The 19,080-nt window shown below is 70.2% G+C and carries 14 protein-coding genes; 2 read left to right on the forward strand and 12 right to left on the reverse strand.

Features of this window, described 5'->3' with window-relative positions; genetic code table 11:
* Positions 1-55: 55 nt before the first annotated feature.
* The 9 genes from IEY84_RS13720 to IEY84_RS13760 all read right to left on the reverse strand — a co-directional run bounded on the left by IEY84_RS13720 (position 56) and on the right by IEY84_RS13760 (position 11,681).
* Entirely contained in the window at positions 56-1,231 is a 1,176-nt protein-coding gene (locus IEY84_RS13720; protein ID WP_183546458.1) for a Gfo/Idh/MocA family protein, read from the reverse strand.
* Between the two features lie 93 nt (positions 1,232-1,324).
* Positions 1,325-2,389, reverse strand: coding sequence for a substrate-binding domain-containing protein (locus IEY84_RS13725; RefSeq protein ID WP_183546460.1), 1,065 nt, complete (start codon positions 2,387-2,389; stop codon positions 1,325-1,327).
* Between the two features lie 69 nt (positions 2,390-2,458).
* Positions 2,459-3,511: an ABC transporter permease gene (locus IEY84_RS13730; RefSeq protein ID WP_183546462.1), complete on the reverse strand. Its 1,053-nt coding sequence runs from the start codon at positions 3,509-3,511 to the stop codon at positions 2,459-2,461.
* On the reverse strand, positions 3,508-5,067 hold the full coding sequence (locus IEY84_RS13735; RefSeq protein ID WP_221208917.1) for a sugar ABC transporter ATP-binding protein: 1,560 nt from the start codon (positions 5,065-5,067) through the stop codon (positions 3,508-3,510). Before IEY84_RS13735 ends, IEY84_RS13730 begins: the two co-directional genes overlap by 4 nt.
* A complete protein-coding gene (locus tag IEY84_RS13740) occupies positions 5,064-6,353 on the reverse strand; it encodes an ROK family transcriptional regulator (protein WP_183546464.1) in 1,290 nt (429 codons plus the stop codon). Before IEY84_RS13740 ends, IEY84_RS13735 begins: the two co-directional genes overlap by 4 nt.
* A 247-nt stretch (positions 6,354-6,600) precedes the next feature.
* Positions 6,601-8,730 carry a PQQ-dependent sugar dehydrogenase gene (locus IEY84_RS13745; protein WP_183546466.1) on the reverse strand — a complete coding sequence of 710 codons (2,130 nt, stop codon included), beginning with the start codon at positions 8,728-8,730 and terminating at the stop codon, positions 6,601-6,603.
* Positions 8,731-8,885: 155 nt separating this feature from the next.
* Entirely contained in the window at positions 8,886-10,091 is a 1,206-nt protein-coding gene (locus IEY84_RS13750) for an ROK family transcriptional regulator (RefSeq protein ID WP_183546468.1), read from the reverse strand.
* Positions 10,092-10,141: 50 nt separating this feature from the next.
* Positions 10,142-11,293: a signal recognition particle-docking protein FtsY gene (gene ftsY, locus IEY84_RS13755; protein ID WP_183546470.1), complete on the reverse strand. Its 1,152-nt coding sequence runs from the start codon at positions 11,291-11,293 to the stop codon at positions 10,142-10,144.
* Between the two features lie 133 nt (positions 11,294-11,426).
* Complete coding sequence (locus IEY84_RS13760) at positions 11,427-11,681, reverse strand: hypothetical protein (protein WP_183546472.1); 255 nt, start codon at positions 11,679-11,681, stop codon at positions 11,427-11,429.
* A 162-nt stretch (positions 11,682-11,843) separates the two neighbouring features.
* Here IEY84_RS13760 and IEY84_RS13765 point away from each other — a divergent pair, with 162 nt between their 5' ends.
* Together IEY84_RS13765 and IEY84_RS13770 are read left to right on the forward strand one after the other, a co-directional pair.
* A complete protein-coding gene (locus tag IEY84_RS13765; RefSeq protein WP_229788663.1) occupies positions 11,844-12,836 on the forward strand; it encodes a glycosyltransferase family 2 protein in 993 nt (330 codons plus the stop codon).
* Between the two features lie 20 nt (positions 12,837-12,856).
* Entirely contained in the window at positions 12,857-13,903 is a 1,047-nt protein-coding gene (locus tag IEY84_RS13770; RefSeq protein ID WP_183546474.1) for a methyltransferase domain-containing protein, read from the forward strand.
* A gap of 157 nt (positions 13,904-14,060) precedes the next feature.
* Here the strand turns inward: IEY84_RS13770 and IEY84_RS13775 are convergent, their stop codons facing one another.
* From IEY84_RS13775 to IEY84_RS13785, 3 genes are all read right to left on the reverse strand, one after another.
* Entirely contained in the window at positions 14,061-15,104 is a 1,044-nt protein-coding gene (locus IEY84_RS13775) for an FUSC family protein (RefSeq protein ID WP_183546476.1), read from the reverse strand.
* A 51-nt stretch (positions 15,105-15,155) separates the two neighbouring features.
* Positions 15,156-15,776: a maleylpyruvate isomerase family mycothiol-dependent enzyme gene (locus IEY84_RS13780; RefSeq protein ID WP_183546478.1), complete on the reverse strand. Its 621-nt coding sequence runs from the start codon at positions 15,774-15,776 to the stop codon at positions 15,156-15,158.
* A gap of 89 nt (positions 15,777-15,865) precedes the next feature.
* A complete protein-coding gene (locus tag IEY84_RS13785; RefSeq protein WP_183546480.1) occupies positions 15,866-19,021 on the reverse strand; it encodes a glycosyltransferase in 3,156 nt (1,051 codons plus the stop codon).
* Positions 19,022-19,080 lie beyond the last annotated feature (59 nt).

Below are 19,080 nucleotides of genomic sequence, written 5' to 3' on the forward strand. Positions count from 1 at the left end.
CTTCTGTGCTCAACGGTCTGAACAGGCTGGAATCGGCCGGGCGGCCCCGCGTGGGTCAGACGGGGATCTCCTGCCAGGTCCTGGTGTCGGAGCTGGTCTCGACCGCGGCGAGCACGCGCTGCACCTGGAGGCCGTCGGCGAAGGTCGGCGCCGGGTCGGTGCCGGCGCCGAGCGCCTGGACCAGGTCGACGACCTGGTGGGTGAAGCCGTGCTCGTAGCCGAGGCCGTGGCCCGGAGGCCACCAACCGCCCACCCACGGGTGCTCGGGCTCGGTGACGACGATCCGGCGGAAGCCGCCCTCGGTGTCCGGCAGGGTCGCGTCGTGGAAGTGCAGGACGTTCATGTCCTCGAAGTCGAAAGCGAGACTGCCCTTCGACCCGTTGATCTCGATCCGGATCGCGTTCTTGCGACCGGTGGCGAAGCGGGTGGCCTCGAAGGAGCCGACCGCTCCCCCGGCGAACCGGGCCAGGAAGAGCGCGGTGTCGTCGACGGTGACCGGTCCACGGTCGGCTCCGGCAGTGGCGGAGAGTCCGGAGGAGTCCTCGGCCACCGGGCGCTCCTTGACGAAGGTCTCCAGCATCCCGGAGACCTCCTGGATCCGGTCGCCGGTGATGTGCTGGGTCAGGTCGATGACGTGGGCACCGATGTCGCCGAGGGCCCCCGAGCCGGCCTTGGACTTGTCGAGGCGCCAGCTCAGCGGGGCCTCGGGGTCGGCCAGCCAGTCCTGGAGATACTGCGCGCGGACGTGGTGGAGCTCCCCGAGCCGACCGTCAGCGACCAGCTTGCGGGCCAGAGCGATGGCGGGCACCCGGCGGTAGGTGAAGCCCACCATCGTGCGCACGCCGCGCTCGGCGGCCACCGCGGCGGCCGCGGCCATCCGCTCGGCCTCGGCCACGCTGTTGGCCAGCGGCTTCTCGCACAGCACGTGCTTGCCGGCCTCGAGCGCGGCGATCGCGATCTCCGCGTGGGTGTCGCCGGGTGTGCACACGTCGACCAGGTCGACGTCGTCGCGGGCGATCACGTCGCGCCAGTCGGTGGCGCTATCCTCCCAGCCGAACCGGGTCGCGGCCTCGGCGACGCGGGTCGCGTCACGGCCGCAGACGACCTGCATGCGCGGCGTCAGGGGAAGGTCGAAGAAGCGGTGGGCGCTGCGCCAGGCGTGGGAGTGTACGGCGCCCATGAAGGCATAGCCGATCATCCCCACACCGAGCGTGGCTTTCTGCTCGGTCATCGGAACTCGATCCTGTGTTTCGGTGGTGTCGCTCCGCGCCCGAGCGCGGAGCGATCTTGCGGTCTGACGTGATCTGCCCAGGGTCGGGCTCGATCAGGACTCGAAGGCCGTGGGGAGGAACTCCTCCACGTTGTCCTTGGTGACGACCGGCGCGTCCAGCTGGATGGTGCGCGGCACGGTCACCTCGACCAGGTCGGACATCGCCTTGTCCTGCGCCAGGAGCCGGGCGAGCTTGATGCCGTCCGCAGCCTGGGTCGACGGGTAGATGACCGTGGCCTTGAGAACGCCCTTGTCCGACTCGATCTCGCGCATCGCGTTGGCCGAGCCGGCGCCGCCGACCATGGTGAACTCGTCGCGGCCGGCGTTGTTGATCGCGGCGAGGACGCCGACACCCTGGTCGTCGTCGTGGTTCCACAGGAAGTCGATCTTCGGCGCGGCCTGGAGCAGGTTGGAGGCCGCCTTCTCGCCGCCCTCGACGGTGAAGTCGGCCGCGACCCGGTTGTCGACGTCGAGGCCGCACTCGGACAGCGCGTCCTTGAAGCCCTTGCTGCGGTCCTGGGTCAGCGGCAGCGAGTCGATGCCGGCGATCTCGGCGACGACGGCGCCCGTCTTGCCACCGGCCTGCTCGCAGACGTACTCACCGGCCGAGACACCCATGCCGTAGTTGTCGCCGAGCACGGTGACCCGGGCGGCGTTGGGGTCGTTGAACTCGCGGTCGACGTTGATGACCGGGATGCCGGCCTCCATCGCCTTGAGCGCCACCGGCGTCAGCGCGGCGCCGTCGAAGGGCAGCAGCACGATGGCGTCGACCTTGTCGTTGATGAAGGTCTCGACCTGGCTGATCTGCAGACCGACCTCGTTGGTGCCCTCTGCCAGGCGCAGCTCGACGTCCTCGTAGGAGTCGGCGGCCGTCTTGGCCTGCTCGCTGATCGCGCCCATCCAGCCGTGGTCGGCGGCGGGGGCCGAGAAGCCGATGACGACCGTGTCGCCCTTCTCGTCGTTGGAGCCGGCTTTGGCGTTGGACGTGCCGCCGACGTTCTCGGACTTCTCGGGAGTGTTGCTGATGCAGGCCGAGAGGGCGAGCACCGCGAGACCGGCGACGAGGCCGGTGCCCACGCGACGGGCGAGGGGGCGTCTTGCTGGGGACTTCAGGTTCATGGAACTGCTCCTAGATCGTGCGGAGGTGGAGGGGCGGGTGAGTCCGAGAGATCCGAGAAGGTACGGCGGCTACGAACCGGGCTGTCGTGAGAACCGCTTCTGCAGCAGCACGGCGGCGATGATGATCAGGCCCTTGGTGAAGGCCTGGGCGGAGATCGAGAGGTTGTTGAGCACGAACACGTTGGTGAGGGTCATGAAGATCAGCACCCCGAAGACGGTGCCGATGATGTTGCCGCGACCGCCGGAGAGCAGGGTGCCGCCGATGACGACCGCCGCGATGGCGTCCAGCTCGTAGAGCTGGCCGTGAGTGGCGCTGCCGGTCGTGGTGCGGCTGATCAGCATCACCGCGGCGATGCCGCAGCAGACACCGACGAGCACGTAGAGGAGCACGGTGTGGCGGCGTACGTTGATGCCGGCCAGTCGCGAGGCCTCCGGGTTGCCGCCGATGGCCAGCGTGCGCCGGCCGAAGGTGGTCCGGTTGAGCAGGACCCAGCCGATCACGGCCACGATGGCGAAGATCCAGATCAGCACCGAGATCCCCAGGATCTCGCGCGAGAACGCGTCGGTGAAGCCCGGCACGCTGACGATCTGGGTCTTGCGCGCCGAGATGATCTCGGCCAGACCGCGGGCGCTGGCCATCATCGCAAGCGTGGCGATGAACGGCACCACGCCGCCGTACGCGATCAGCAGTCCGTTGATCAGGCCTGCTCCCGCGCCGACCAGGAGAGCGGTGGTGACGATGATGATCCAGTGGATGTCGTTGGCCATCGTCTGGGTCGCCACCGTCGTGCACCAGATCGAGGAGAGCGCGACCAGGGCGCCCACCGACAGGTCGATGCCGCCGCCGGTGATCACGAACGTCATCCCGATGCTGACCACGCCGATCACCGCGGACAGTCGCAGGATCGTCATCACGTTGTCGACCGAGGCGAACCGCTCACCCCCGGTGGCGATGCCGATGACGGCCAGCAGCGCCAGCGCCAGGACCAGGCCAAGGTTGTGGCCGGCGCCGCTGCGCAGCAACTGGCCGAGGCCACCGGGCTCGGCCCGTCGGGCCGCTTCCTTCTCGACCCGAGCCGTGTCCTCCTCGGCCACAGCAGCGTTCGTCGGGTTGTCGCTCATGCGACCTCTCCTTCCATCACGAGGTCCAGGACCTTCGACTCATCGATCTCGGTGGCGGGTCCCTCGTGGACGACGGCACCCTCGCTGATGACGAGGACCCGGTCGGAGAGACCGAGCACCTCCTCCACCTCGCTGGACACCACGACCACGGCGACACCTTCGTCGGCCAGGCGGCGGACGAGGTTGTAGATCTCGCTGCGTGCCCCGACATCGACACCCCGGGTGGGCTCGTCGAGGAGCAGCACCTTGCAGTCGCGCAGCAGCCACCGGGCGAGCACGACCTTCTGCTGGTTGCCGCCGGACAGGTTGCGGACCGGCCGGTCCACCCCGGCAGGACGTACGTCGAGCGAGCGGGTGAGCTCCTCGGCGGCGCGGCGCTCGGCGCCGCTGTCCAGGAAGCTCGCCTTGGAGAACCGGCCCAGGGACGAGATCGTCACATTGCGGTAGACCGCCTGGTCGAGCAGCAGCCCCTGGCTCTTGCGCTCCTCCGGAGCCAGACCGACCCCGGCGGCGACCGCGGCACGGACCGAGCCGCCGCGCAGCCGGCGGCCGTTGATGGTGACCGTGCCGGTGGTCGAGCGGCGGGCGCCGTAGATGGTCTCCAGGATCTCCGAGCGACCGGAGCCGACCAGGCCGGCCAGACCGACGATCTCGCCGGCGTGGACGCGCAGGTCGACGTCGTGGAAGCGGTCGCCGGACAGGCCGCTGGCCTCGAGCACCGGCGCGGCGTCCTGACTGGGGCGGGTCGCGGGACGCTCGGGGAAGACGTACTCGATCTCGCGACCGGTCATCAGGGTGATCAGCTCGGAGGTCGGGGTCTCCGCGACCGAGAGCCCAGTGGCCACGGTGCGGCCGTCCTTGAGGACCGTGATCCGGTCGCCGATCTGGCGGATCTCCTCGAGGCGGTGGGAGATGTAGATGATCGCGACGCCCTCGGCGGTGAGGCCGCGGACCACCCGGAAGAGGTTGTCGACCTCCTCCTGGTCGAGGACCGCGGACGGCTCGTCGAGGATGAGCAGCCGGGTGTCGTGGGAGAGAGCGCGCGCCATGCTGACGATCTGCTGCCCGGCCGGTGAGAGATCCCCGACCAGGCGGTTCGGGTCGACCTCGCTGTGGCCGAGCCGGGCCAGGATCGCGCGCACCCGCTGGGTGGCCTCGGCACGACGGCTGAACCCGGCGGTCGCGAGCTCGTGCCCGAGGAAGACGTTCTCGGTGACGGTGAGCCCCGGAACCAGGTCGAGCTCCTGGTAGATGGTCGAGATGCCCCGCTTCATGGCGGCGACCGGCGTGGTCAGCCGGACCGGCTCGCCCTCCCAGCGGATCTCCCCCTCGTCGGGCTGGTACGACGCGGAGAGCACTTTGATCAGGGTCGACTTGCCGGCACCGTTCTGCCCGAGCAGACAGTGCACCTCGCCCGCGCGGACGTCGAGGTCGACGCCGCCGAGAGCGAGCACGCCCGGGAACCGCTTCACGATCCCGGTCATCTGGAGCAGTGCGTCACCCCCGTCTGCCCGGGCGGCGGGGCCGTCCGGCGACGGCTCTGGGGTTTGGGTCATCGGGTTCCTCCGTGCAGTTCAGCGAGAGCGGTGGGATCGGAGAGCAGCGGCTCGAGGGAGACCAGCGCGCCGCCGCGGACTGCGGCGGTCGGGCCGAAGGCTGAGATCGCGACCCGGGTGCCACCGGCACGCGGCGCGAGCACGTCGGCGGCGAGCCGGGCCTCGAGCGCCGGAAGGAGCCACTCGCCGAGGACGGCGAAGTAGCCGCTGAGCACGACAGTGCCGGGGTTGAGCGTGTTGACCAGGACCGCGGCGCCGGTGCCGAGCCAGGAACCGACCTCCTCCAGCGCGGCCAAGGTGCGTCCGTCTGCGAGCCGGGCCCGCTCGACCAGGGTGGCGAGCCGCTCCTCCAGGGTCAGCGCGGGGTCGCGAACCGGGTCGTCGGGATCGGTCGCCGCCTCGAGGAGCGCCCGCAGGCCGACCACGGTCTCCCAGCAGCCGGTGCGGCCACAGCCGCAGAGGCGACCGCGCGGGTCGACCGGGAGATGGCCGATCTCGCCGGCCCAGCCGTGCCGGCCGGGTGCCACCCGGCCGCCGCTGACGATGGCACCACCCAGGCCGACCTCGCCGTAGAGCACGACCATGTCGGCACGGTCGGCGAGATCAGCGGGGTCGGAGTGGGCTGAGCCGGTCGGCTCGAGCTCGGCGGTGGCAGCCAGAGTCGCCTCGTTGGCCACCCGCACCGGGGGCACCGGCGAGGCGGTGGTGGCCAGCCGGCGGCGTACCTCCTCGGCGACGTCGACGTCGCGCCAGCCGAGGTTGGGGGCGAGCGTGACGAGCTGCGTGGTGGCGTCGACGAGACCGGCAACGCCGACGGTGATGCCGGTGACGGTGGACCCGGCGGTCCGTGCCTCGGCAAGCGCGTCGGCGACCAGGTCGGCGACCTCGTCCAGGACACCGTCCGGCGGAAGGCTCCGGCCGTCGATGCCGCGGCGGGCCTCGGCGATCACGGTGCCGGACAGGTCGAGGGCCACGACGGCGAGGTGGTCGACGTTGATCTCGGCACCCACACCGCACACGGCACCGCCGACGAGACGGACCTGGATTCCCGGGCGGCCGGCACCGCGGCGCCCGGCGTCCTCGCAGGAGACCAGCCCGAGCTCGGCGAGCTCGTCGACCAGCCCGGTCGCTACCGAGCGGGTCAGCCCGGTCTCCTCGGCCAGGCGGCCGCGCGACCGCGGCCCGCCGTCGCGCAGCGATCGGAGCAGCAGGCCAAGGCGGGCCGTCCGGACGGCGGCCGGGTCTGCGGTCGCGGAGACCCGCACGATGATGTCTGCGTCGCGCATGGTGGCCTCCTGTCCGGCGATCGGGGGTCGGGTCGTTGAATCTGGAGTCGGTGAGCACCGACTTGTGATGACAGTCACAGAATTCGGTGCCCGGAAGACAAACTAGTGACCTCCGGCACGTTCTACAACCCCTAGATGGCGGTTTCTGCAAAGTTTGTGTCAGACTTTGAAAAGTTATTGGACAAAGTAACGAGAGGGGCACCCGGCCATGGTCGGCCGGATGCCCCTCTCGAGTCGTCCGCGAGGATCACTCGCTGGGAGCGATCACCACCTCGTCACTACCGGTGAGCGCCGGGATGTCGCCGACGCCCGGGTCGGTGTACTCCGCCACGAAGACGGCATTCAGGTCGTCCTGCCCGGGGTCGTGGCCGCCAGGGACGGTCGTCACGATCGAGCCGCTGCAGCCGTTCGCGGTGGTCTGCGGGTGCCCGTGCTCGTCGTGGCCCAGGACGTACGTCACCGAGACCCGGTCACAGTCGACCGCCTGGTCGTCGGCCACCTCGACCTGGAACTGGACGGTGTCACCGAAGTGGAACGCCTCCCCTGGAGCGGGGCTGGTGGTCAGGGTGACCACCGGCACGTCGTTGCCGACGATCACGTCGACGTCGGCCGAGGCGTGCTTGCCCCGACCGGCCTTGCCCTTGTCGGTGACGGTCAGGGTCGCGCGGTACGCCCCCGGCTTCTCGTAGGTGTGAGTGGCGGTCTTCCCGGTGGCGTCGAAGGTGCCGTCCCCGTCGAAGTCCCACTGGTAGGTGAGCCGGTCGCCGTCGGGATCGGTCGTCCCGGCGCTGTCGAAGGCGACGGTCAGCGGCGGCTGACCGGCGGTCTTGTCGGCGCTGATGACCGGCTTCGGGCTGTGGTTGCCGGTGCGGGCGATGTAGTCGATCCGGGAGACCTGGGCCTCCTCGTTCTCGCTGAAGAACCCGTCGCCGTACTCGAGCATGTAGAGCGAGCCGTCCTTGCCGAACTCCAGGTCCATCACGTTGTCCGTGGCGAACGTGGAGAGCACGGACTCGATGCCGGTGAGCTCGCCGTCGGCGTCGAGCCGCATGCCCTTGATGTAGTCCCGGCCCCACTCCGCGAACAGCGGAACACCGTCGTAGTACTCAGGCCAGGCGCCGGAGCGCGGGTCCTTGGTCGCCGACTTCTGGAAGTCGTACGCCGGGCCGGCCATCGGGGCGATGCCGCCCGTACCGAGCTCAGGGAACTGCTCGGACTGGCCGTAGGTGTACCAGACGGTCGGCTGGGTGACCGGCGGGAGCTCGGTCAGACCGGTGTTGTGCCGAGAGTCGTTGATCGGGGCGTCACAGTCGAAGGCCGGTCCCGAGGTCCCGGTCGCGAAGTCGTAGTCGCGGTAGGGCATCTCGGCGGTCGCGCACAGCGGCCAGCCGTAGTTGGCCGGCTCCGAGACGACGGTCCACTTGCCCTGACCCGACGGCCCGCGCTCGGGGTTCGCCGCGGAGGCGTCGGGTGAGTAGTCGGCCACGTAGACGCGGTCGGTCTGCGGGTCGATCTCGATCCGGAACGGGTTGCGCAGGCCCATCGCGTAGATCTCCGGGCGGGTCTTGTCGGTGCCCGGCGCGAACAGGTTCCCGGCGGGGACGGTGTAGCCGCCGCCTGCCTTCGGCTTGATCCGGAGGAGCTTGCCGCGCAGGTCGTCGGTGTTGGCGGCCGTACGCCGCGCATCGAAGGCGGGGCTTCGGTTCTCGCGGTCGTCGAGCGGGGCGTACCCGTCGGACTGGAACGGGTCGGTGTCGTCGCCGGTGGCGAGGATCAGGTTGCCCGCGGAGTCGAAGACGATGTCGCCGCCGACGTGGCAGCAGCGCCCCCGGTCCACCGGTACGTCGATGATCTGCTGCTCGGTGGAGAGGTCGATCTTGCCGCCGGCGTACTGGTAGCGCGAGAGTCGGATCGCGCCCTTGAAGGGCTCGAAGTCGGCCGGCGAGCCGTACTCGGGCGCGTCACCCTCGTTGACGTCCGGCGTGGCCGGGTCGTCGACAGGGGTGTTCATGGGCGGCGAGTAGTAGACGTAGACCCACTTGTTGGTCCGGCCGTTGTATCCAGGGTCCAGAGCGATGCTCTGCAGACCCTCCTCGTCGTGCTGGTAGACATCGAACTGGGCTGCGACGCTGTTGACGCCGGTGTCGGCGTCGTTGAGCCACACCTTTCCTGCCCGGGTGGTGTGGAGGACGTCCCCGTTGGGCAGGACCGCGAGGTCCATCGGCTCACCGGGGCGGTCGTTGAGGGTGACCTTCTCGAAGTCCGTGTCCGGCGGTGGGGCAGCCGAGGGGGCCGCGTCCGCGGACGTCGTGAGGGGGAGAACCAGGAGGCCGGAGACCACGGTGGTGGCGACGCTCCAGAGGGTGAATCTGCGCACGGTCCATCTCCTTCTCTCGCTGTCGTGGAAGGGAGCGAGATCGCTGGCGAACGTAGCGATGTGACGCGGGTCACGTCAAGCAAGTTGCGAACTTTCGCAAGGTGTTTTCGAAAGATGAGACGATGTGACGCCCTCGAGGCGACAGAAGGGCGGGTTTACGCCTCGCCGCTGCTGGGGGCGTAGACCGAGGCGCTGATCAGGTGAGCAGCGCCGATGACGCCACCCTCGTCCCCCAGCTCGCTGAGCACGATGGGGAGGTTGCCGGTCGCCAGGGGCAGCGAGCGACGGTAGGTCACGCTGCGGATCTCGGCGAGCAGCCCATGACCGAGCTTGCTGACCCGTCCGCCGATGACGATGAGCCCGGGGTTGAAGAACGACACCAGGCTGGCGAGCACCTGGCCGATGCGATGACCGCTCTCACGGATGAGCTGGACCGCCTGGGCATCGCCGCGGGCCACCGCGACGGCGATGTCCTCCGCGCTCAGCTCACCCTTCTCGGCGAGCAGCTCGGCCAGCACCGGGGAGCGTCCGGAGCGGGCCGCGGCGAGCGCCTCGCGGGCCAGGGCCGCTCCCCCGGAGAAGGCTTCCAGGCAACCGGTGTTGCCGCAGGCACACGTGGGCCCGAAGTCCTCGACCCGGATGTGGCCGATGTCGCCGGCGCAGCCGTCGACGCCGCGGTAGAGCTCCCCGTCGACGACGATCCCGCAGCCGATGCCGGTGCCGATCTTGACGTAGAGGAAGTCGCGCGCGGTGCGGGCGACTCCGGCGTGCTGCTCCCCCGCCGCGAGCACGTTCACGTCGTTGTCGAGCACGACCGGGCAGCCCAGCTCACGCGCGACCGCGTCCCGCACCGGGTAGCCGTCCCAGCCCGGCATGATCGGCGGTGACACCGAGACGCCACGGTGGAAGTCGACCGGCCCAGGTACGCCGACGCCCGCGCCCATCGGCTCGGAGACGCCGTGCTCGTCCAGGAGCGTACGGACCTCGTCGAGCGCGGTCGCCAGGACGTTCTCCGGACCGCTGCGGATGTCGCAGGCCCGGGTGCGGGTCTCGATCACCGACAGCCGGCCGTCGGTGAGTCCGACCGACATGCTTGTGGCACCGATCGAGATGCCGACGAACCGGATGTCCGGCGCGAGGTCGACCAGGGTCGAGCGCCGTCCACCTCGGGAGGCCGCCGGCCCGACCTCATGGGCCATGCCCAGCTCGGTCAGCCTGCCGACCTCGGCCGCGATCGTGGTGCGAGAGACGCTCAGCCGGTCGGCGAGCTGCACCCGCGAGAGCGGACCCTCGTCGCGGAGCTGGGCGAGCAGTCGGGCCTGCATGGAGGTCTCGGCCCGACCGGCGAGTGAATGGCGCATACCGGCGATCCTGCCATGTGACACCGGTGGATCGACATGTGCGTCGACGGCTAGCCCAGGAGCGCGTCGACGAAGGCCTCGGGCGTGAACGGAGCCAGGTCGTCGGGGCCCTCGCCGAGGCCGACGAGCTTGACCGGGACGCCGAGCTCGCGCTGGACGGCGACGACGATGCCGCCCTTGGCGGAGCCGTCGAGCTTGGTGAGGACGATGCCGCTGACGGCGACGGCCTCGCTGAAGACGCGGGCCTGGATGAGGCCGTTCTGGCCGGTGGTCGCATCGAGGACGAGCAGGACCTCGGTGACCGGGGTCTGCTTCTCGATGACTCGCTTGACCTTGCCGAGCTCGTCCATCAGGCCGGCCTTGTTCTGCAGGCGTCCGGCGGTGTCGACGATGACCGTGTCGACACCGGTGTCGAGGCCCTCCTTGACCGAGTCGAAGGCGACGCTGGCCGGGTCGGTTCCCTCCGGGCCGCGGATGACCTCGACGCCGACGCGCTCGCCCCAGGTGGTGAGCTGCTCGGCGGCGGCAGCGCGGAAGGTGTCGGCAGCACCGAGGACGACCTTGCGGTCCTCGGAGACCAGGATGCGGGCGAGCTTGCCGGTGGTGGTGGTCTTGCCGGTGCCGTTGACGCCGACCATCAGCACCACGCCGGGGGCGCCGTCGTCGGCACCGCTGACCTGGAGCCGACGGTCCATGTCCGGGTCGACCAGCTTGATCAGCTCTTCGCGCAGCGCCGCCTTGGGGTCGACCTTGCCGCCCTCGACGCGCAGACGGGTGCGCAGCCCGTCGACCAGCTCCTGGGTCGGCGCGACCCCGATGTCGGCGGTGAGCAGCAGATCCTCGATCGACTCCCAGGTGTCCTCGTCGAGCTTGTCGGTCGAGAGCAGGTTGAGCAGGCCTCGGCCCAGCGCGTTGGAACCGGCCAGACGCTGGCGCAGCCGCACCAGGCGAGACGCGGTGCTCTCCGGCTTCTCGATGACCGGAGCGGCCGGCTCGGCCGGCACCGTCTCCGGCTCGGCCCCCTCGACCGAGGGCTCCTCGACCGTGGGCTCTTCTGGACGTGTGATGACATCGGTCCCCGCCTCGGTCGGCAGCGAACGGCCCTTGCGGCGCCGAGTGGTGGTGACCAGACCGGCGATGCCGCCGCCGATGATCGCGACAGCGGCGACCGCGATGATGACGATGAGGGTGACCATGTCCATGGCATCATCCAATCAAATCCGCACCGAGACGTCAGTTCCTGGCCGCGAGAGGTCGGTTTCTGACGCCGAATGGACCATTCGGCGTCAGAAACCGACGCCTCGACGTCAGAAACCGACGTCTCGGCGCAGGGGGTTAGTCGCGCTCGGGGGTCGGTTCCGCGGAGCCGTCACCGAGCAGCTCGGTGAGATGGTCCTCGCGGCGCTCCTGCAGACGCGTCGCCGGGCTGAGCGTGGGGGCCGTGTCGACGGCCCGCTCCATCGCCTCACCGAGCTTGGTGGCGTACGGCATCTTCTGTCCGCGGTGGGGGAAGACCGTGTAGACGATCACCAGTCCGGCCAGCGCGACGATGAGAAGCATCGCCACGAAGATGACAAGGATGGTCAGCACTGGCTCGGCCAGCCCCCTTCTGGATACGCACGGACGGCATCAACCTTTGCACACCTCGCGCCGCTAGCCCACACCGCCACGCTGCCGCCCGCGGCCGGCGGGGCGTCCGTCGTACGGCGCGGGATCTCGACAACGTCCACCGGGCCGGTAGTGTTTCGCGGCATGAGGATCATCGGGACAATGATGGTCCGGGACGAGGTCGATATCGTCGCCGCGATGATCGAGCACCACCTGGACCAAGGTGTCGACACGTTGATCGTCACAGACAACGCGTCGGTCGACGGCACCACAGAGGTGCTCGAGCGCTACGCCGCGACGGGGCGGGTCGAGCTCCACCACGACCCCGTCCACGAGAAGCAGCAGGGCAAGGTCGTCACTGCGATGGCCCGCCGTGCGCGCACCCACTTCCGCGCCGACTGGGTCCTCAACCTCGACGCCGACGAGTTCCTGGTGCCGAAGGACAAGGGCCTGACCGTACGCCAGGCGCTCGAGGCCACTCCCCTGTCCCTGAACGCGTTCACCGTCGAGGTGGAGAACCTCGTCGGCCCGCCCGCCTGGACCGGCGGCGGCGTCAACCGGCTCCAGTGGCGCGACCGGCGCTCCGACGAGCGGCTCGAGGCCGCCGGGCTGCATGCCCACCCCACACCCAACGCGATCCACCGCGGCGAGTCCGACATCAAGGTCGTCCAGGGCAACCACTTCGTCTCGCTGAAGAGCAACGGCCAGCCGGCCGACGAGGTGGCCATGGAGGTGCTCCATCTACCGTGGCGGTCCTGGTCCCAGCTCGAGCGCAAGGTGCTCAACGCCGGCAAGGGCTACGAGGCCAACCCGGACCTCAAGCCGAGCCCCCGTCACCACGGAATGCGCGACTATCAGCGCTACCTGAACGGCACCCTGCAGGACGCCTACCTGGCGCGTACGCCCACCCGTGCCGAGCTCGCCGCCGGCGCCTTCTCGGGTGACTACGCCTTCGACGACTGGCTGACCAACCACCTGCACATCGTGCTCAACCGCGCGCTGGAACCCGACCTCATGCGTGACGTGCTCGACCCCGAGAACGACAAGGCCGTGCCCGACGACGAGCACGCCCGCGGCGCCGAGCGCGGCCGGGCCGCTCTCGCCGCCGAGCCCTACATCCCACCCCGCAACAGCTGAACTCTTCAGGAGGACCTGTCTTGCCCACCTTCAGGGGCGCCGTACGCCGCGGCCTCGCTGCCGCGGGTCTGCAGACCGTCCGTGCCGCCGATGCCGAGGCCGCGCGCCTGCACCACCGGATCGACGAGCTCAAACAGCGCAACCAGAAGCTGCGTACGAAGGTGGACAGGCTGCAGGGCGACCGCAACCGCACCACCGCGGTGCCGGCGATCCCGGGCCAGGACCGGCTCGGCCTGCGGCGCGAGCAGGTGCTCGCCGGGGTCAAGCCCGACGCCCTGATCCTGGAGATCGGGCCTGCGCACAACGCGATCCTGCCCAAGCGCGACGGCTACGACGTACGCATCGTCGACTATCTCGACCGCGAGGGTCTGGTTCAGCGGTATTCGGGTTTCTCGCAGTACGACCCCGACGACATCGAGGAGGTCGACTACGTCTTCCGGCCCGGCACTCCCTGGTCAGAGGTGATCCCGGAGCGTTTCGACCTGGTCGTCGCCTCCCATGTCATCGAGCACACCACCTCGATGATCGACTTCCTCAACGAGTGCGAGAAGCTCCTCGAGCCCGACGGAGTGCTCGCCCTGGTCATCCCCGACCACCGCTACTGCTTCGACCGGTTCCGGGAGCGGGCCTCGCTCTCGCGGGTCATCGACGCCTCCCTCTACCCGTCATCGGTGCACACCATGGGTGCGGTCATCGAGGAGCGGCTCAACGCGGCCAAGCACGGCGGCATCACCGCCTGGGGCCCGCGCCACAAGGGCGACTACACCTTCGCCCACGGCCTGGAGGCCGTGAAGGCCAGCGGTGAGGAGGCCAGGCGCGGGGAGCGTTACATCGACACCCACAACTGGGTCTGCACCCCCAACCACCTCCGCCTGCTCCTCCAGGACCTCGCCGACCTCGGCTTCATCTCGATGCGGGAGACCTCCTTCCACGACACCGTCAAGCACGAGTTCTTCATCAACCTCTCCCCCACCGGTGAAGGCACCGGCCTCGCCCGCGAGGACCTCCTGGTCCTCGCCGACGACGAGCGCCGGGTTCTGGACCAGGCGGTCTTCGAGAAGATGTAGCCGAGTCGGCGCGTAATCCTCTACCTCAACTCCCCGTACGCCCGAAGCGTCACGTAGGACGGCCGAAGCGTCGCTCGCGTCGGCCGACTTGGCACTGCGATGACGTCTCGGCCGACGTACGTGACGCCTCGGCCGACGTGGGTGACGCCTCGGCGGGTCAGGGGCGGCGTCGGAACTCGCGGAGGGCGAAGGCGGCGGCGAGGCCTACGACGACACCGAGGAGGGTCTCGACGAGGCGGGACCAGAGCAGGGCGTCGACGGGCTGTGGGTGGCCGAGCTGGACCATCAGCAGCGAGAGCGGGGTGATGGCGATGAGGGCGAGGCCGTAGTGGCGCCCGACGAGCAGCTCGGTGACCGCTTGGAGCGCGGCCACGACCACCGCGACGAGGAGGGCGGGGAGGGAGACCGAGAGCAGTACCGCTGCCAGGACCAGGCCGACCAGGGTGCCGACGACGCGCTGCAGTCCGCGAGTCGTCTGCGCCAGCAGCCCGGTGACGCCGAACGGTACGGCTGCGGCCACCATCGCCCAGTAGGTGTGGCCGAGCCCGAGCGCGGTGGAGACCGTGCCGGCGACCACGACCGCGACGACGACCGCGGTCGCGTGGTCGAGGCGTACCTCACCACGGCTGGCCTCTACCGGTGCTCCGCTGCCGGCCAGCCGCTCCTCGAGCAGCCCGAGGAGCACCGCGATCAGGGCCGCGGCCGCGGCAACGCCGACGGCCACTGCGACCCCCGACAGGGTCACCGGGAGCGCGGCACATGTCGCCACCGCGAACACCGGGAACATCGGGCCCGGCGGCCGCAGTACGAACCGGTCCGAGAGCATCGACCCGGCCGCGGCCCATACCGCGGCGACGGGGATGACGAGCCAGGCCCGGTGTGGGGAGGTCGCGACGAGGGCGCCGCACAGGACCGCGGCACACATCAGCGCCCCGGCCGCAGCCTGGGTCCGCCAGCGTCCTCGCAGCGGCTGGCGGCCACCGTAGATCGAGGCGAAGGTGCCGAAGCAGGCGTACGCCGCCAGCTCGATGTGTCCGATGCCGGCCAGCGCCACCAGCCCGACGAGCAGCGTGACGCTCGCGCGCCAGGCGGGCGAGTGGCTTCCCGGGGCCGGTGAGATCCGAATCGACTCCTGCATCAACCGCTCGAGCCGGCTCCGGTCGCTGCCCAACCCGTCTCCTCCATACCGCTGTGCCGTCATCGCCATCCAACACCTTACGGCCATCTGTACGAACCAGATGGTTCGGAGGGCTCAGTCCAGCCGACGGCGCAGCTCGGGCACGCCGTCTCCCTTCAGGTCCTCCAGGACCGCGCGCCGGCCGGCCATCGCCATGACCAGATCGAGCAGGCGGCCGCTGACCTCGGGACCGTGGCCGGCATCGAACTCCGCGTCGGACGCTCGGAGCCGGAGGCCCTCGACCAGCGTCTTGCTGTTGACCGCGAAGTCCTTCGTGGCGAAGAACGTCGCGACCGCCGAGAGCCCGTCGGGGTCGGGATCGTGCCGGATGCCCAGGGGCCGCCGGATGTCCTCGCCGTGCACGATCATCTCGCCCAGCCCGCCGACGCTCTCCTTCCGAGGCAGCCCGATGGGCCCGATCCCGGCGTACGTCTCGAGCGTCTCCTCTGGAGAGGACCCGCGGAACTCCTCGAGCCGCCTGCGGTTGTGTACGTCCGGATCGAACCGCGCCCCGATCATGCTGCGCAGCCAAGCCGGGAACGAGAGTCGTGAGGCGGCGCCGAGGTGCGAAACGACCTCCTCCACGTCCCACTCGCCGCAGAGGGTTGCCGAGCGCCACTGCTCCGGAGAGAGCGACCTCAGGTCATCGACCAGTGCGTCCCGCTCGCGCAGCTGGATCACCGACAGCTTCGTCATGCGGACACTCTGACAGGTTTCGTACGCCGCGAGCAGTGACGCCTCGGCCGACGTACGTGACTTCTCGGCCGACGTACGTGACGCCTCGGCTAGGGACGGGTGCGCTTGGCGCGCTCCTCGAGCGCGATGTCGAGGAGAGAGCGGGCGCGGGCGTCGAAGCCGTGGTCGCGGTGGATGCGGGCGGCCTCGGCGCGGATGTGGTCGTCGGTGCCGAAGACCACCGACGGGTCGGGCATCGAGGACCACTTCACCAGGTCGTCGGGGGTCTCGTAGACCTGCACCGTGTCACCGAAGACGTCGCGAAGACCGACGACGTCATCGGAGATGACCCGGGCCCCGGAGGCGACGGCGTCGAAGAGACGGTTGGAGATGAAGCCGTAGTCGCGCATGTCGGCCCAGTGGTCGTTGAGGACGACCCCGGCGGCTCGGTACTCCGCGCCGAGCCGGGTGTTGGGCATGTGCTGAGCCTTGACGTAGTGGCGCGGGATGTAGGGCTCCCAGCCGTGACCGTAGACCGACAGCGGCAGCCCCGCGGCGACCGCGTCGTGGATGATCGGTCGCTCGACGTCTCGCGAGGTGCCGACGAAGAGCACCGCGTGGCCGCTGTCGGGCAGCGCCCGGTCCGGGTTGAACAGCTCGGGGTCGGTGGCCTGCAGCAACGGGTCGATGCGGATCCCCCAGCGTGCCGACATCCGCTCGGCCCACGCCGGCCCGGCCGCCAGCAGCCGGTCGAAACCGGCCGCCTCGGCGCGGGTGACAGCATCGGGGTGGGAGATCACCCAGCCGATGTTGATCCGGCCGTCGGGCGACGGGAAGTAGCGCGAGAGACCGCGCAGGGTGACCACGACATCGTCGTCGAGCGCGCTCGGTCGCTCCCACTCGTAGTGGTGGTCGACGACCGCAGACTGGCCGAGCTTGCGCAACGAACGGGCCAGCGCACGAGCGAAATGGGTGTCGCCCCACCGCTCCCCCTCCGGCGCTCCTGGCGCGGAGATCTTGATCGACCAGCGCAGCTGCGGTGCGCCCTCGACGATCGAGGCGCGCGGCATCGGGGCGATGATCGGGCGGGTGGCGGCGTACGTCTTCGCGGGGCCGGTCGGCTCGCCTGCCGTCGCCCGGCCGACGACCTGGTAGCCGCAGGCCGCCCAGGCGGCGGCGTCGTCGCGTGGCTCCACTCGGCCGGCCCAGCGGTCGAGGTAGATCAGCCGGTTGCGCGGGGCGCGCGCGAAGCGGCCCTTCGACTTCGACTCGTGGTGGACGACCTCCGAGGTGGTCACCACCCGGAACGACCCGGACCGCAGCGCGGCGAGCCGGTGGCACAGGTCGACGTCCTCCATGCCGTTGGTGAAGATCGGGTCGAATCCTTGGAGCGCGACGACGTCGCGGTAGCGCATCGCCAGCGCGGCGCCGGTGAGCGCCGAGAACCGGTGACCCGGGAGGCCGGTGGCGTCCTCGGGCGGATACTCGGCGAGCATGTTGTAGGGCAACCCGCCGTAGGGCGGGAAGACGACGCCGGCCGACTGCACCGACCCGCTCGGGTAGAGCAGCAGCGGCTGCGCCGCAAGCACCTCGGGATCCTCGAGAGCAGAGACCAGGGGCGAGAGCCAGCCGGCCAGCGCCGTGGTGTCGTTGTTGAGGAAGACGACGGTCTCGCCGGTGACGTACGGGATGGCGAGGTTGTTGCCGAGCGCGAAGTTGTGGTTGACGGTGCTGTGCACCACCTTCACCTCGGGGAACCGCAGCGGCAGCGAGTCGAGCACCGCCGAGACTCGGGCCGAGGAGCCGTTGTCCCAGACCACGACCTCGAGCCGCTTCTCCCCCGCGCCGTGCTCCATCAGGGCCTCGACCGCACCGACGGTCAGCAGCGAGTCGTCGTAGGTGGGGATGACGACCGAGACCACGTCCGGGTCAGGGGTGCGCGCGGCGAGAGCAGCCCAGTCGATGAAGGCCCGGTTGCGTACGACGTCCTCCCACGACTCCAGGTCGAAGGGGTCCAGCGGGAGCCGGTCCTGGCGCGGTCGGCGCGGGTTGATGCCCTGGCGCCGTTCGACGCCGACCTCGGGGACGACCTCGACCGTGGTCTTCGTGGTCAGCCGCAGCGCGAGGTCGTAGGCCCAGCCGAAGCCGATGCCAGCGCGTGGCCCGCCGATCTCGTTCAGCAGCGACGTGGAGATCAGCAGCCGCGACATCAGGACGCGCATCAGCGGACCGGGGACGTCGGGGCCGGGCGAGGCCGGAGGTACGTCGACGGCGAACCGCTGCTCCGGCTGCCACGGCCGCTCCAGCACGTCGGCGACCAGCGGCTTCCCCGCCGCCTCGGCCACCGAGACCAGCCGCGCGAGACGACCGGGCTTCCAGACCTCTCCCCCAGCGACGTACGCAACGAAGTCGCCGCTGATCTGCGAGAACGCCGCGACGACGCCCGGCTCACCACGGTCGGGGTCCCCGGGCACGACCCGGGCGCCGGGGACGAGGTCCGCGGCCGACCCGATGGCTGCGGGGGTCAGACCTCGGTCGATGACGATGATCTCGGTGCTCACCCCGCTCTGGGCGGCGACGCTCTCGAGCGTCCCCCGAGCGAGCTCGTCGGAGGCGCCCAGGTCGACGATGACGCTGACTGTGCCGGCCGGTGCTCGGTCGGCCGGGGTGGCGGCGCGGTCGATGGCCGGCCGCCACGTCTGCGGACCGACCTGCCGAGCCCGCCATTCCGCTCGACGATCCTTGATCCAGTCCCGCAGATCGGGGAACCGGCCGTCGACCTGCTCCAGCCAGTCGTTGGCGCGCCGTCCGTTGCGGGCGCCCCGGTCGACGTAGTGGCCGATCGCGCCGCCGTAGAAGTTCTCGGTCTGGCGCCGCTCGGTGTAGCCGTCGGTGTCGAAGAGCGGGTGGGTCGGCTGCAGCCACAGCTCGGCGCGCAGCCAGTAGAGGAACGGGTCCTGGTCGCCCATCTGCTTGCGCAGCCGCGGACTCAGCCGCGCGACGAAGAACTCCGGGTCGAAGAGCGGGCTGGGCTGCGCCAGCGGCTTGGCACGGTCCTGCTCGAGATAGTGGCGGGCGGCCCGTTTGCGGTCGAGCCGCTCTCCGACCTGCTCGGCGTACCACTCGTGGTCGAAGATCGGGCAGTCGACGAGCAGACGCACGTCGTCGGCCCGGCTGTAGAGAGGCGAGTCGTTGTAGACCTTGCGGGCAAGGTCTCGCCCCCTGCGCAGACCGCCACGTGCGATGCGCTTCAACTCTTCGTCCACAGAGGTCCCCCAAGACGCTCTAGATCGTGCTACGGCGGTGGATCAGCGTGTCACAGTGC

The organism is Nocardioides albus, assembly GCF_014648255.1.
Taxonomy (GTDB): Bacteria; Actinomycetota; Actinomycetes; order Propionibacteriales; family Nocardioidaceae; genus Nocardioides; species Nocardioides albus.